The following is a 14,077-nucleotide window of genomic DNA, read 5'->3' as shown; positions in this document are numbered from 1 at the left end:
CAAACCAGAGGTAAGTGGCGATCGGGGAATGTCGTCCCACCCCCTGCGTGGGATACATTCCCCGATCAACACGCTCTTGTCGGAATCGTCACCGAGCGAAATGCTCGCAGTTTGCCCGGATGGGTGAAAAGCGTCGCGTAGCTATCCGACACCATCCATCCGTCGAACCGTAATCGCCGAACGCCGCATATGTCCGTTCCTCTCGAACCGTCGGCGACGTGGCTATCGCCTGTGCAGCGACCAGACGGTCACCGCGCCCCAGAGCACCAGGCGAACGGCCGCGGCCATGTAGAGGACGTACGCGAGCACGACCAGGACCGACCCGTAGTTACCCACCCAGTCACCCAGGCGCAGCAGAGCGGTCACACCGAGGCCGAGCAGGATCAGGCCGAGGATCAGGCCCGGTGTCGCCAGCGGCGCGATGGCCGATTCGGGGGCCGAGGTCGCGGTGATGCGGCGACCTCGGTCGGTAACTGGCAGATTGCTGTTCGATTCGAAGTAGATGCTGCTCATAACGATCAGGTCCCTTCCGGACGGCCGTCCCGACGCAGCCGATAAGTGATCCGTAGCGGATCTTTCGATGACCGTCGCGCCGCGGCGGACGTGCGGGGCATTCGCGACCCCGGATCCGCGTCGATCCGGTTGATGATCACGAACGGTTAACGTTCAGCAATTACGAGCTTGCCAGCCGGGTTGGTCGAAAAACAGGCGGTGTGATCTGCATCACATCGAACGCCTGTACGACACGATACGATAACGTGCGTTACATTCCGGCGGAACACGGGCTGGAACTGGCGAACCCCCGCGAAACTGGACATTCGCTCAAGAAGCCGACATCCCTGTCATTTATCGAACCGTTACGGCTCTGACGTGGGAAAACGTACCTGACGCCCACCGCGATCCAGTTGGTACCCGCACGAGCCATCGACACGGCACCGTGACGGACACCGTTCAGCGCACGCCCACACCACCCGAAACCGCCACGCCCCGAACGACTTCGACGCCGGTGCCGTGCCGTGACGCGGGAGTTCCCACCGATAGGACCGATCGTCGCGGCACGAAATTTTCCGGCCGCGACATCTAGGTGGGTTCGAACGAGGGAACGCGTCGCGTCGGCTATCTTGATCTAGTTTTTCGATGCTGCTGGATCGTTCGTGTCGCTTCGCCGAAATCGCGTGCCGCGTGAGATCCACGCCTCGCGCTGTCGGCGACCCTCTCAGACGAAGGGACGCCGGTCACCATGCCCGCACCCGTTATCCTCCACGGCCGCATCGCACGGCTGGAACCTCTCGCACCCCACCACGTTCCCGGACTGATCGCCGCGGCCGCCGCGCTCGACGGCCCGGCCGGGTTCACCGTCGTCCCGCACGGCGAACAGGAGGCGCGCACCTATGTCTTCCAAGCCGAAGCGGCGCAGCTGGCAGGCACAACGCTGGCCTTCGCGATCGTCACCGTCGCCGACGAGTGCGTAGTCGGGGCGACCCGATTCACCCGGCTCGACTACTGGCAGGGGCCACTGACCTGGCCGTTGTCCGCCGAACCGGTCACCTCGCTGCCGGGCGGGGCGATCCCCGACGCCGTGGAGATCGGCAACACCTGGCTCACCCCCGCGGTGCGGGGCGGCCAAGTGAATCTCGACTCCAAGCTGCTGCTGCTCACCCACGCCTTCGACAGCTGGGGCGTGCGGCGGGTGACCCTGCGCGCCGACGCCCGCAACCTGCGCTCCCGGGCGGCGATCGAGCGCCTCGGCGCGGTGAGTGACGGTGTGCGCCGGGCACATTCGCGTGGGCTCGACGGCGCGGTGCGTGACACCGCGTTCTATTCGATCCTGCACGACGAATGGCCGGGGGTGCGCGGACGCATCATCGAACAACTGGCCGCCCGCGCCGCCCTGCGGGGCGCGCCGTTGATCCCGGCGACCGCCGCGGCGTTGCGGCCGTTGGCTTCGTCGCCGATCGGCTGAGGTCTCAGCCCGGCAGCGACTCGATGCGGTCGGCGATCAGGTCGGCGAGTTCGTCCGGGCGTTCCTCGGGCAGCCAGTGCGAGCCGTCGAGCACGGCAAGGCGATACTCGCCGGTGACGAATCCGCGGGTCAGCTCGGCGCCACGGCGGGTGAGCGCCGCGTCGCCGGTGCTCCACACGTGCGTCACCGGCACAGTGACGCGTGCCGTCACCGCGCGCGGTGTGATCAGTGCCAAGGCGCGATACCAGTTCAACGCGGTGGTGAGCGCGCCGGTGTCGATGATCTCGGTGTGCACGCGGGCGATCGCGTCGGCGGACATGCCGGATCTGGCGAGGATCCGATCGAAGACGCCGGGCCGCGCGCGAATCAGGCGCTCCGGGAGCACCGGCAACTGGAACAGCGCCATGTACGACGAGCGAAGGAGCTGATCGCTGCTGATCACCGAGCGGGCGAACGCGCCGGGATGCGGCACCGACACGGTCACCAGCGTGCGGACGAGTTCGGGGCGGGCCGCGGCCACCGACCAGGCGACCATCGCGCCCCAGTCGTGCCCGACCAGATGCACCGGACCGCGGTCGATGTCCTCGATCAGCGCGACCACGTCGTCGACGAGTTCCGGCACGCGATAGGCGAGGCGGCCGGACGGCCGGGCGCCCGGTGAGTAGCCGCGCTGGTTCGGGGTGATGGTGCGATAGCCGCGGGCGTTGAGCAACGCGGTGAGCGGCCGCAGTGAGGTGGCGGTCTGCGGAAAACCGTGCAGCGCGACGATGACGGGGCCGTCGGACGGACCGGAGTCGACGACGTCGAACTCGAGTCCCGCCCTGGTGAAGGTGGTCAACTGGGTGCTCAACGAACCCTCCGATCCAGTAACTTACTTATCGGTAAATTACTCTGAGCCCGTGCGCGGCGTCAACAGCGCTCACCGTCCGGTGCCCCCGTGCACGACGGCGACTTCCGCACCACCGAGGTCGAAGGCGCGATGCAGGATGCGTACGGCTTCGTCGAGGTCGGTGTCGCGGACCAGCACGGAGATGCGGATCTCCGAGGTGGCGATCAGGTCGAGGTTGATGTTCGCCGCGGCCAGCGCCTCACAGAAGCTCGCGGTGACACCCGGATTGTTGCGCATGCCCGCGCCGATCAACGAGACCTTGCCGACGCGGTCGTCGTAGCGAACATCGGCGAAGCCGATCTCGGCACGGCGGTCGCGCAGCAAGGCGACCGCCCGCGCGCCGTCGGCGGCGGGCAGGGTGAAGGTGATGTCGGTGCGGCCGGTACCGGTGTTCTGCACGACCATGTCGATGCCGATCTCGGCGTCGGCGACCGCGCGGAACACCTCGGCCGCGTAGCCCGGCTCGTCGGGCAGGCCGACGACGGTCACCTTGGCCTCGTTGCGGTCGTGCGCGACGCCGGTGAGCACGGCCTGGTCGGCGGGGATGTCAGCCATCGAGCCGAAGACGGTGGTGCCGATCGTGTCGGTGTAGGACGAGCGCACATGCACCGGAACCTGGTAGCGGCGCGCGTATTCGACGCAGCGCAGCATGAGGACCTTCGAACCACAGGCCGCCATTTCCAGCATCTCCTCATAGGAGATCTGGTCGAGTTTCTGGGCGTCGGCCACGATGCGCGGGTCGGCGGTGAAGACTCCGTCGACGTCGGTGTAGATCTCGCAGACATCGGCTTTCAGCGCCGCGGCGAGCGCCACGGCGGTGGTGTCGGAACCGCCACGGCCGAGAGTGGTGACATCGTCGTTGTCCTGGCTCACGCCTTGGAACCCGGCGACGAGCACCACCTCGCCGTCGTCGAGTGCGCGGCGCACCCGGCCGGGGTCGACTTCGATGATCTTGGCGCGACCGTGGGCGCCGGTGGTGATCACGCCGGCCTGCGAGCCCGTCAACGATCGTGCTTCCGCACCGAGTGCATGAATAGCCATGGCCACCAGGGCATTCGAGATCCTCTCACCGGCGGTGAGCAACATGTCCAACTCGCGCGGTTCCGGCGCGGAGGCGATCTGGCCCGCCAATTCGAGGAGCTCGTCGGTGGTATCGCCCATCGCCGAGCAGACCACCACCACATCGTGCCCCTGCTTCTTCGTCTCCACGATCCGCTCGGCGACCCGCCGGATCCGCTCCGCGGTGGCTACCGACGAACCGCCGAATTTCTGCACAACCAGGGCCATCCCGAGTCCTCTCCCCTGCTCCCCCGCACGCGATCCGCGGGTGACCCCTTCGAGTATCCAGGCAATCCGGGCACGGCCGTACCAATTCGGCAACGAAAACGACTGCCGCCGAATGGTTTCGGCGGCAGCCTTCGATCATCCCTGTTCGGTGGGTACGACGTGCCGACGAAACCGGGTTCGGTGCGCAGAGTGCGGGTCAGGCCATCGACCGACCGATTAGCGCGTTTGCGTCCGAGATCATCGTTTCGAGACCTCGCGCTGGCCCTGCTGGGCGAACTCGAAACCGTGCTCGCCCGATCAGCGCTGCCCCGCAGCCAGGTCGGTCACGGCGCTCGGACCATCTATCTCGCCTATCTCGGCTTGCTGATGACCGCGTCCAGCGGTGCCATCGCGATGCCCGCCGCGGCCGAACAACTACGGCAGATCATCGAATTCGTCATCATGCCCCCGAAAGGAAACCAATGATCCACGCTTCCCAACCATGGTGGCTACCAGCACTACTCGCGGTCTCGCTGTTCTCCGACGCGCTCATGTCGGTGCGTCCGCCGATGTTCATTCAGCGATGCCTCGACGGCGTCGGGTTTCCACGCGACTGGTGGTGGACGCTGATCGCCATCAAGCTGGCGGCCACAGCCGGTCTCCTTGTCGGACTGAAGTATCCCGGCGTCGGATTCGCCACCGCGGTCGGCGTGATCGCCTCTTTCGGGTGCGCCGCGTACGCCCACTACCGGGCCCGGTTCCTCGGATACGAGTTCTGGATCAACTGCCTCGGCATGCTGGCCCTGGCGGTGGCGGCGACGATCACGTACGTGGTGTGAGCCGCAGCGCTGTCGTGACGGCCCAGATGACCACCACATCGAGCACGATGATCAGGATCGACCACGCCGGGCAATAGGGCAGCCACAGGAAATTCGCGATGATCGACAGTGACGCGATCGAGGTGACGGTTCGCTGCTGTGCTCAGCAGGGTTCGAACCGACTGCTGCCGCCGAATGGTTTCGGCGGCAGCCCTCGATCATCCCTGTTCGGTGGGTACGACGATGAGTTCGGCGACATTCACTCGACGTGGTGCCGAGACGGCGAAGGCGATCGCGTCGGCGATGTCCTCGGGGAGCAGGATTTCCAGTCCCTCCCGCCATCCGGCGAGCTCGGCGCGACGGGTGTCATCGCGCATTCCGGCACCGAGCTCGGTGCCGGTGAATCCGGGTTCGACGTTCTTGACCCGAACACCGCGTGGACCGAGTTCGGTGCGCAGAGTGCGGGTCAGGTGCGCTACCGCGGCCTTGGTGGCGCAGTAGACGCCATAGTTCGCGAATGCGGCGTGGCCGGCGATGGAACCGACGAACACCAGGTCAGCGCGGCGACCCGCGCCTGCCGCGGCGAGTAGGTCATCGATGAAAGCTCTTCCGGTGTAGAGCAATCCGTTGATATTCGTCCCCACCATCTGATCCCATTCGTCGATCTCGGCCTGCTCGAACGGCGCGCCGAGCATGATGCCCGCGTTCGCGACGACCAGATCGACAGAGCCGAACGCGGCACGCACCTGCGCTGCGGCGTCCAGGACCGACTGCCGCATGCTCACGTCGACAGTCACCGCGAGGGTGTTCGCGCCGAGAGTGTGCGCGAGTTCTTCCAGCCGATCTTTACGCCGCCCGAGCAGCGCGACCTTCATGCCGTCGGCCGCCAGCCGTCGCGCGGTGGCGGCACCGATACCGCTGGATGCTCCGGTGACGACGGCGACTCGGCCTTCGATGTTGTGTGTTGTCATGGCCACGACGTTCGTCTCGGTCCTCGACGCGTGCCAGGTCGGAAACTTCCTGGTAGTGCGAGGGCCACCCAGCCGTCGCGAGGTCGGCATACCCTCGAAAGCATGGATTCCGACAACCGTCTCGGTGCGTTCCTGCGGGCCCGGCGCCAGCAGGTTGGCCCTGAAGAGTTCGGGATGGCTGGTGGCGGTCAGCGCCGCGTGGCCGGACTCCGCCGCGAGGAAGTGGCCATGTTGGCCGGGATGAGCGCCGACTACTACATCCGGCTCGAACAGGGCCGAGACAAGCACCCGTCCGATCAGATCGTGGCGGCATTGGCCCGGGTGTTCTCGCTCGACGACGACGGCATCGCGCACCTGCGGGAATTGGCTCGCCCGGCACCGCGACGCACTCGCGCACCGCGACGACCGGAACGAGTCACGCCGAGCCTGCTGCGCCTGATGCGCACCTGGTCGGACACCCCGGCGCTGGTACTCGGCCGGTATATGGATGTTCTGGCGGCGACACCGGCGGCCATCGCGCTGAATTCGTGTTCGGCGCCGGGAGTCAATCAGGTCAGGATGGTGTTCCTCGACCCCGAGGCCCGCAACGTTTTTCCGGATTGGCCGAGAATCGCCGCGGAGACCGTGGCCGGTCTGCGGGTCGGCGCGGGCACCGATCTCGACGACCCGCGTCTGACCGAGCTGGTGGGCGAACTGTCATTGAAGAGCGAAGATTTCCGCCGCCTCTGGGCCAAGCACGACGTCCGCGCGAAAACCGCCGGCGAGAAGCGTTTCGTCCACCCGCTGGTCGGCGAGATCGGCTTGTCCTACGAGACCTTCACGGTCAACGGCGCGCCGGGGCAGACACTCGTCGTCTACCACGCCGAGCCGGGTTCTGCTTCCGCACAGTCACTGGCCCTGCTCGCGGGCTTGCCCGTCGACGCCGCGCCCATGAGCTCACCGAGCGCACGCTGACCCCTCGGCAGTGCCCCTCGGCTACAGGCTGAACGCGATCGCTCGCAGGATCAGGACAGCGATGAAGACGGCGGTGAAGGCCAGGTCCAGGGAGAAGTCGCCGATCCGGATCGGCTTGAGTACCTTGCGTACCGGGGCGATCACCGGTTCGGTCGCGGCGTGGGTCACCTCCCTGGTTTTGCGGGCCCACTGGGGGCCGTTGCCCAGCGCATCGATCCAGTCCACCACCATCCTGGCGATCAGCAGCAGCAAGAAAATGGTCAACGCGTAGCCGACCAGGGTTCCGACAAGACTCATGACGCACTCCTCGCGGAGGCCGTAGAAGACCTCTTACCGCTCTCAACGTGCCCGACATTGCGAAGGTGTCCACCACCTGAGTGTTCTCAGTCGATTATCAGGCCTGCGGTCGTGATCTTGGACCCGATCGCGGGCACGGCGTGGTGGCACCTGGACGGCAATGGCGAGTCGCAGCGGCGCGGGCTACTCGCCGTGGCGGGCGTCCGTCGACTCGTAGCGGCGGGTGAAGTCGAGAATGCGGGCAGTCACCAGTTTCGGGAACTGGTGGAAGAGTCCGTGTCCCGCTCTGGGGACGATCTCGATTTCGCAGGTGGGCAGGTTGTCGCGCAGGCGTTGTTCGGCGAGTTGCGGATCGACCACCAACGACTCCGACCCGATCAGCACCAGAGTCGGCGTGGTGATCGTGGCCAGCCGCTCGTCGGTGAACAACTTCGGGTAGCCGATCGTGGGGATATACCCGAGTGCCGCCTTCACCCCGGCGAATTCCGCATCGGTCAGGGTGACGCCGGGATTGAGCCGCGCGTTCATCGTGCGGAGGTTCTTGTCCGTGGGCCGGGCCCCGACGCGGAGCATCATCCACAGCAGGCTCCATTTGATCTTCGTCAGGGTGCCGCTCGGCTCCACCACGTTCACGCTCGCCAGTCGTTTCTGCTGATCGGCTGCGATGACCATCACCTGCCACGCGCCCTGCGAGTAGCCGACCAAGTGAACCCGGTCGACGCCGAGACCGTCGAGTACCTCGCCGAACCAGGTACCGAAGCCCGATTCGTCGATCGGCGCAGTCTGCACACTGAGACCGGGAGCGCCGATCATTTCGGGCATGTAGACGACGTGGTCACGGGCGAAGTCCTCGATCACGTGGTCCCAGGACAGGCTGTTGCCGCCGAGTGAGTGCATCAGCACGATCGGCACCCCTTCTCCCGCACCGGCTTTGCGGACGCGAGTGGATCCGAAGGAGGTGCTGATGTCGACCGTGGTCGACGGGATCCGCCACTGCTTCTCCAGCTCTCGGTAGGTCCGCAGGTACTCCTCGCGTGCCTTGTCGTTCTTGAATCTCCCGATCTTGGCCATGACCACCCCTGCATCTCGTTGGTGATATCACCATACCACAACGGTGGTATGGGCGTACCATGAAAACCTGCCGGGACAGAAGGAGGCGCGATGCCACGTTTGGCCGATCACGAAGAACGGCGCAGATCGATCACCAGTGCTGCGCGGCGGGTCATCGTGCGGGGCGGGCTCGAAGCCGCGACCTTCCAGTCCGTCGCCGCCGAAGCGGGGGTCTCGGTGCGGTCGGTGCAGTACTACTTCGGCACCAAACGGGAGTTCCTGCTCGCCACACACCGCGCGGTCGTCGAGGATTCCGGCGCCCGGATGGCACAGGGGTTCGCGACCCTCGGGCCCGACGCCGGTCCGCGCGATATCGTCCGCACGATCCTGCTCTCGGTCCTGCCCCTCGACAAACCCAGTCGATGCGACGCCGTGATTCTCGGTATCTTCCACGCCGCGACGCTCACCGGTCCCGATGTCGCATCAGCCGATACGGTGGGGGCGCCGAACTACATCGTCGACGCGATCGCGGGACAACTACGCCAGCTGCGCGGTCCCGACGCCGACGAGAAGACGCTCATCGCCGATGCCGAGGTGGCCCTGCTCACGGTCGGCGGGCTGGCACAGGGAATGCTCACCAATGACGACTATGCCTCGCGCGCAACACAATTGGTCGATCATCTGCTGGACCGAGTCGTCAGCAGCTGAAAAACGAAGAGCCCCGGCGAATTTCGCCGGGGCTCACTCGTCTGACAACCGAATTACTTCTTGCGTTCCTTCTTCTCGCGCACACGCACCGAGATGCGCACCGGCGAACCGTCGAAGCCGAACTCCTCACGCAGGCGGCGCTCCAGGAAGCGGCGGTAGCCTGCCTCGAGGAACCCGGTGGTGAACAGCACGAACGTCGGCGGGCGGGTGCTCGCCTGGGTGGCGAACATGACGCGCGGCTGACGGCCGCCACGCATCGGCGGCGGGGTGGCCGCGATGACTTCCTTGAGCCAGGTGTTGAGGCGGCCGGTGGAGATGCGCTTGTCCCAGGACTCGAGCGCGGTTTCCATCTGCGGCACCAGCTTCGCCACGGCGCGGCCGGTGTGGGCGGAGATGTTGACCCGCTGAGCCCACGGCACCCGCACCAGATCGCGATCGATCTCGCGCTCGAGCATGTAGCGGCGATCCTCGTCGACCAGGTCCCACTTGTTGAACGCCAGCACCAGCGCGCGACCGGACTCGGCGACCAGGCTGATCACGCGCAGGTCCTGTTCGGTGATCGGCACCGAGGCGTCGATCAGCATGATCGCGACCTCGGAGGCTTCCAGCGCCGACTTCGTCCGCAGCGAGGCGTAGAACTCGGTGCCGGTGGCATTGGAGACCTTGCGGCGCAGACCGGCGGTGTCGACGAACTTCCACGTCTTGCCACCGAGTTCGACCAGCGAGTCGACCGGGTCGACGGTGGTACCCGCGACATCGTGGACCACCGAACGCTCGTCGCCGGCCAGCTTGTTGAGCAGGCTGGACTTGCCGACGTTCGGCTTGCCGACCAGTGCCACGCGACGCGGTCCCGCGACGGCGGTGCCTTCGCGCGGGGTCTCGGGCAACGCGCCGAGCACGTCGTCGAGCAGGTCACCGGTGCCACGACCGTGCGCGGCCGAGACCATGCGCGGTTCGCCCAGACCCAGCGACCACAGCGTGGCCGCCTCGAGTTCGACCTTCTGGTCGTCGACCTTGTTGGCCACCAGGATCACCGGGATCTTGGAGCGGCGCAGCTTGCGCACCGCGGCCTCGTCGGTCGTGGTAGCTCCGACGGTGGCGTCGACGACGAGCAGGATCGCGTCGGCGGTTTCCATCGCCACCTCGGCCTGGCGCGCGACGTGCTGCTGCAGACCCTTGGCGTCGGGCTCCCAACCGCCGGTGTCCTGCACCATGAAGCGGCGCCCGGCCCAGTTGGCCTCGTACGAAATGCGGTCACGGGTGACACCGGGAACGTCTTCGACCACCGCTTCGCGGCGGCCGAGAATACGGTTGACCAGGGTCGACTTGCCCACGTTCGGGCGGCCGACCACGGCCAGCGTCGGCATGGCGACGTGCTGTTCGCCCTCGCCGTCCCCGTCGATGTCGAGGACTTCCCATTCGGACTCGTCGGTCCAGGTTCCGTCGCCTACGAGAATCTCTTCGATCATCGCGGACCTCCTGTCGTGGCCGAAAGCTGCTGAGCCACCACGCGATACAGCTCCTCGATGGTCTGTGCCATCGTCAGGTCGCTGGTGTCGACGAGCACCGCGTCGGCGGCGGGGCGCAACGGCGACACTGTGCGGGTGGAGTCGAGGGTGTCGCGGCGCTGCACGTCGGCCAGCACGGCCGCGTAATCGTCGCCGCGGCCCTCGCGGATGTTCTGTTCGTTGCGCCGCTGCGCGCGTGCCTCCGCGGAGGCGGTGAGATAGATCTTGGCGTCGGCGCCGGTGAGCACGACGGTGCCGATGTCACGGCCTTCGACCACGATGCGCCCGGCCATCGCGGTGATCTCGCGCTGCAGGGCGACGAGCTGCTCGCGCACCTGCGCCACCGCGGAAACAGCGGAGACCGCCTTGGTGACGGCGTCGCCGCGGATCTCCTCCGAGACGTCCTCACCGTCGAGTTCGATCACCTCGTGGCTGGGGTCGGTGCCGATCGAAAGTGGCAGTGCCGCAACGGTTTCCGCGATCGCAACCGAATCGGTCAGCTCGACACCCGCACGCAGCACGCGCAGGGTCGCGACCCGGTACATGGCACCGGTGTCGAGGTAGCGGGCGCCGAGGCGCGCGGCGAGCCGACGCGACACGCTGGACTTACCGGTGCCGGAAGGACCGTCCATCGCGACGACGAGCGTCGCGTCACCGGTCATCCGGTCGCCGGCGAATTCCAGGGGAAAGTCCACACCGTTCACAGCTGCACCGCCTCGTAGAGTTTGCCGATCTCGTCGCGGCCGAGCACCCGCAGCGTGCCGGGACGCTGGTCACCCAGTGCCACCGGGCCGAGGTGGGTGCGCACCAGCCGGATCACCGGGTGGCCGACCTCGTCGAGCAGCCTACGCACGATGTGCTTGCGGCCCTCGTGCAACACGAGCTTCACCAGCGACCGGCCCTGGTAGGCCTCGAGCACCATGAACTTGTCGACCTTGGCAGGTCCGTCCTCGAGCTCGACGCCTTCGCGCAGGCGCTTGCCGACCAAGCGGTAGTTCACTTCACCGTCGACGGTGGCCAAGTAGGTCTTGGGAACTTCGAACGAGGGGTGCATCAGTCGATGCGCCATCTCGCCGTCATTGGTGACCAGCAGCAGGCCCTCGGTGTCGGCATCGAGACGACCGACGTGGAACAGTCGCTGACCAGCGGCGATCCGCTCGGCGATGATATCGCCGACGCAGGGGCGCCCCAGGTCGTCGGACATGGTGGACTGCCAGCCCCTCGGCTTGTTCAGCACCAGGTGCACCAGTTCGTCGCGGACAACGACACGGGTGCCGTCGACGCGCACGACCGCGTTCTCGGCGTCGATGCGCAGACCCTGCTCACGCACGATCTTGCCGTCGACCTCGACACGACCCGCGGCGATCATCTCCTCGGCGGCGCGGCGCGACGCCACACCGGCCTTGGCGAGGACCTTCTGCAGGCGTTCGCCTTCGCCCCACGGGAGCTTCTTGGGGCCCTCGGTGACATCGGCGTGCTGGTGACGCGCGGGCTTGGCGTTGTTCAGGATCGTCGGAGCGACGACCTTCTTCTGCGGCTTGGTGGCCTTCTTGCGGGCAGCGAAGGCCTGTGTTCCGGCCGAAGCGCCGCTGCGCTGACCAGCCGTGCCACCACGCTGTCCGCGGTCGGCGTCACCACGCGGGTAGCCGCCACCGCTGGAGGCGCCGGCGCTGCGACGGTCATCGCGCTGACCTGCGCCTGCGGGGCCGCCACGACGGTCGTCACGCTGGTAACCACCGGCGGACGGGCCACGACGGTCGCCACCAGCCGGGGCGCTGCGTCGATCATCACGCTGGTAACCACCGGGCGAACCGCCGCGACGGTCACCACCGGCTGACGCGCCACGGCGGTCATCGCGCTGATAACCGCCGGTGGAGCCACCACGGCGGCCGCCGGATTCGGCGTCACGCTGGAAGCTGCCGGCGGACCGGGCCGCTGTCTGATTGCCGCGCTGAAAGCCACCTGCGCCGGTGCCGCGGCGGCCGGGAGCCGCTGCGCGGGAGCCACCCTGCCCGGTGCGCGCACCCTCACCACGGTTGCCCGCGGTTCGATTCGCGCCACTTCGGGGCTGGTCGCTGCGACTTCTTCGATCCGGTGTGCCATCTCGGCGAGCGGAATTATTCATCTGTCCTGTCAATCGTCGGTGCCGAGGTCCATGTCGGACTCGGCGGGTTTTTTCAGCCTGGTGAACCGGGGATCGGTTTCCAGGCTCTCGCTGATCTCGTCGATCAGATCGACGCCGGGAAGCAGCGGCGCCAGCAGTGGCAGGTCGCCGAGAGAGGCGAGCCCGATCCGTTCGAGGAACAACTCGGTGGTGCGGTACAGCGTGCCGTTGGTTTCGGGGTCCTGACCCGCTTCCGCGATCAAGCCTCTGGCCAGCAGCGTGCGCATCACTCCGTCGACGTTCACCCCTCGGACCGCACTGACCCGCATGCGGGTCACCGGCTGGCGATAGGCCACTACCGCCAAGGTTTCCAAGGCGGCCCGGGTCAGTTTCGTCCGGGCCCCGTCGAGCAGTACCCGCTCGACATAGGGCGCGTACTCCTGTCGAGTATAGAAGCGCCATCCGTCCCCGACGAAACGCAGGTCGATGCCGCTGCCGCGCGCGCTCAGTTCCGCCGACATCGCACGCAGGACGGTTTCGACCCGCTCGCTGGTGTCGTCCAAGGCCGCTGCCAGCTGTTCTGTGGGTGCCGGGGCGTCGACGACGAGCAGCATCGCCTCCAGCGCCGACCGCAATTCGAGGTCGTCGAGTGGCTCGGAGGTGAATTCCGCCACTGCCTCTGTCATCCGTAATCCTCCTCGAAGGTCAACGCCGCTGCTTCCGCGTCAGGGTCGAGCTCACCGAGCCAGCTCACAGCCAACGGCCCGAGCGGATCGGGTTGGTCGAAGGCGATGGTCTTACCGCGGTACAGCTCCAACAACGCCAGGAACCGCGCCACGATTTCCACCGGGACTGTGCAGTCGACCACCAATTCGGCGAAGGTCGTCCAGCCGCCCGGCCCGCGTGCCTTCAACATGGTCAGCACCAACTCGGCCTGCTCGGCGACCGAGATAGTGTGCATGTGCAGATGCCCGAGCCCGACCTCGGCGATCGGACGTGGCCGGAAAGCCGCCGCCGCGATCTCGGCGAACGCGGCGATATCCACCCCGAGGGTGACCTCGGGCAGCAGCCCTTCGAACTGTTCCTCGAGCGCCACCGAGCGCGGATACCGGCGCAGGGCCGCGGCTTCCAGCTCGGCGAGCAGTTCGGCCACCTGCTTGAACGCGCGATATTGCAGCAATCGCGCGAACAGCAGGTCACGCGCGTCGAGGAGTTCGAGATCGTCGGCGTCGGTCATCTCACCCGAGGGCAGCAGCCGAGCGGCCTTGAGATCGAGCAACGTGGCGGCGACGACGAGGAATTCGGTGGTCTGATCGAGAATCTTGTCCGCGCGCAGCTTGGTGTTCTCGGCCAGCTCGGCGGTCAAGGCCTTGGTGTAGGCGATGAATTCGTCGGTGACCTGATGCAGCGCGACTTCGGTGACATCGAGTTTGCGCGAGCTGATCAACGTCAGCAGCAGATCGAACGGCCCCTCGAAATTGGTGAGCCGCAGATGAAAACCGGATTTCTCCGCGGCCGGCACCGCGTCTTCGGGTACTGCTTGCACCGC

Annotated in this window: 16 protein-coding genes; 5 read left to right on the top strand and 11 right to left on the bottom strand. The window is 66.8% G+C overall.

The features are described from left to right. Positions 1-222 precede the first annotated feature (222 nt). Complete coding sequence (locus ACFVJ5_RS26470; RefSeq protein ID WP_379224024.1) at positions 223-513, bottom strand: hypothetical protein; 291 nt, start codon at positions 511-513, stop codon at positions 223-225. 727 nt (positions 514-1,240) lie between these two features. Between ACFVJ5_RS26470 and ACFVJ5_RS26465 the strand changes: the two genes are divergently transcribed. Then, positions 1,241-1,963 carry a GNAT family N-acetyltransferase gene (locus tag ACFVJ5_RS26465; protein ID WP_379224022.1) on the top strand — a complete coding sequence of 241 codons (723 nt, stop codon included), beginning with the start codon at positions 1,241-1,243 and terminating at the stop codon, positions 1,961-1,963. A gap of 4 nt (positions 1,964-1,967) precedes the next feature. Here the strand turns inward: ACFVJ5_RS26465 and ACFVJ5_RS26460 are convergent, their stop codons facing one another. Together ACFVJ5_RS26460 and ACFVJ5_RS26455 are read right to left on the bottom strand one after the other, a co-directional pair. Beyond that, positions 1,968-2,813, bottom strand: a complete 846-nt coding sequence (locus ACFVJ5_RS26460) for an alpha/beta fold hydrolase (RefSeq protein ID WP_379224020.1) — start codon at positions 2,811-2,813, stop codon at positions 1,968-1,970. Positions 2,814-2,882: 69 nt separating this feature from the next. Then, positions 2,883-4,139, bottom strand: a complete 1,257-nt coding sequence (locus ACFVJ5_RS26455) for an aspartate kinase (RefSeq protein WP_379224018.1) — start codon at positions 4,137-4,139, stop codon at positions 2,883-2,885. 225 nt (positions 4,140-4,364) lie between these two features. On the opposite strand from ACFVJ5_RS26455, the gene ACFVJ5_RS26450 reads away from it, so the two are divergent. Continuing rightward, positions 4,365-4,604 (top strand): hypothetical protein, encoded by a 240-nt coding sequence (locus ACFVJ5_RS26450; protein WP_379224016.1) that lies wholly within the window; start codon positions 4,365-4,367, stop codon positions 4,602-4,604. Next, positions 4,601-4,957 carry a DoxX family protein gene (locus ACFVJ5_RS26445; RefSeq protein WP_379224014.1) on the top strand — a complete coding sequence of 119 codons (357 nt, stop codon included), beginning with the start codon at positions 4,601-4,603 and terminating at the stop codon, positions 4,955-4,957. The genes ACFVJ5_RS26450 and ACFVJ5_RS26445 overlap by 4 nt, the downstream gene beginning before the upstream one ends. A 197-nt stretch (positions 4,958-5,154) precedes the next feature. Here the strand turns inward: ACFVJ5_RS26445 and ACFVJ5_RS26440 are convergent, their stop codons facing one another. Next, on the bottom strand, positions 5,155-5,907 hold the full coding sequence (locus ACFVJ5_RS26440; protein ID WP_379224012.1) for an SDR family oxidoreductase: 753 nt from the start codon (positions 5,905-5,907) through the stop codon (positions 5,155-5,157). A gap of 102 nt (positions 5,908-6,009) precedes the next feature. Here ACFVJ5_RS26440 and ACFVJ5_RS26435 point away from each other — a divergent pair, with 102 nt between their 5' ends. Further along, positions 6,010-6,861, top strand: coding sequence for a helix-turn-helix transcriptional regulator (locus tag ACFVJ5_RS26435; protein ID WP_379224010.1), 852 nt, complete (start codon positions 6,010-6,012; stop codon positions 6,859-6,861). Between the two features lie 21 nt (positions 6,862-6,882). Here the strand turns inward: ACFVJ5_RS26435 and ACFVJ5_RS26430 are convergent, their stop codons facing one another. Continuing rightward, positions 6,883-7,158: a YggT family protein gene (locus ACFVJ5_RS26430; RefSeq protein WP_379224008.1), complete on the bottom strand. Its 276-nt coding sequence runs from the start codon at positions 7,156-7,158 to the stop codon at positions 6,883-6,885. A 183-nt stretch (positions 7,159-7,341) separates the two neighbouring features. Beyond that, a complete protein-coding gene (locus ACFVJ5_RS26425) occupies positions 7,342-8,229 on the bottom strand; it encodes an alpha/beta fold hydrolase (RefSeq protein WP_379224006.1) in 888 nt (295 codons plus the stop codon). A 90-nt stretch (positions 8,230-8,319) separates the two neighbouring features. Here ACFVJ5_RS26425 and ACFVJ5_RS26420 point away from each other — a divergent pair, with 90 nt between their 5' ends. Next, entirely contained in the window at positions 8,320-8,916 is a 597-nt protein-coding gene (locus ACFVJ5_RS26420; RefSeq protein ID WP_379224004.1) for a TetR/AcrR family transcriptional regulator, read from the top strand. Positions 8,917-8,969: 53 nt separating this feature from the next. On the opposite strand, the gene der is transcribed toward ACFVJ5_RS26420, so the two are convergent. From der to ACFVJ5_RS26395, 5 genes are read right to left on the bottom strand one after another with little or no spacing between them, the layout of a single operon-like run. Further along, positions 8,970-10,385 carry a ribosome biogenesis GTPase Der gene (gene der, locus ACFVJ5_RS26415; protein ID WP_379224002.1) on the bottom strand — a complete coding sequence of 472 codons (1,416 nt, stop codon included), beginning with the start codon at positions 10,383-10,385 and terminating at the stop codon, positions 8,970-8,972. After that, the gene (gene cmk / locus ACFVJ5_RS26410) at positions 10,382-11,086 is read right to left on the bottom strand and encodes a (d)CMP kinase (protein ID WP_379224555.1); all 705 of its coding nucleotides are present in this window, start codon (positions 11,084-11,086) and stop codon (positions 10,382-10,384) included. The genes der and cmk overlap by 4 nt, the downstream gene beginning before the upstream one ends. Before the next feature lie 38 nt (positions 11,087-11,124). Beyond that, a complete protein-coding gene (locus ACFVJ5_RS26405) occupies positions 11,125-12,549 on the bottom strand; it encodes a pseudouridine synthase (protein WP_379224000.1) in 1,425 nt (474 codons plus the stop codon). Positions 12,550-12,557: 8 nt separating this feature from the next. Continuing rightward, positions 12,558-13,214, bottom strand: a complete 657-nt coding sequence (scpB, locus tag ACFVJ5_RS26400; RefSeq protein WP_101463266.1) for an SMC-Scp complex subunit ScpB — start codon at positions 13,212-13,214, stop codon at positions 12,558-12,560. Next, entirely contained in the window at positions 13,211-14,074 is an 864-nt protein-coding gene (locus ACFVJ5_RS26395; RefSeq protein ID WP_379223998.1) for a segregation and condensation protein A, read from the bottom strand. Before ACFVJ5_RS26395 ends, scpB begins: the two co-directional genes overlap by 4 nt. Positions 14,075-14,077 lie beyond the last annotated feature (3 nt).

The organism is Nocardia sp. NPDC127606 (assembly GCF_042671725.1).
In the GTDB taxonomy this organism is placed as follows: domain Bacteria; phylum Actinomycetota; class Actinomycetes; order Mycobacteriales; family Mycobacteriaceae; genus Nocardia.
Note: the sequence above shows the minus strand (reverse complement) of the source record. Positions and strands in the feature narration are given on the sequence as shown.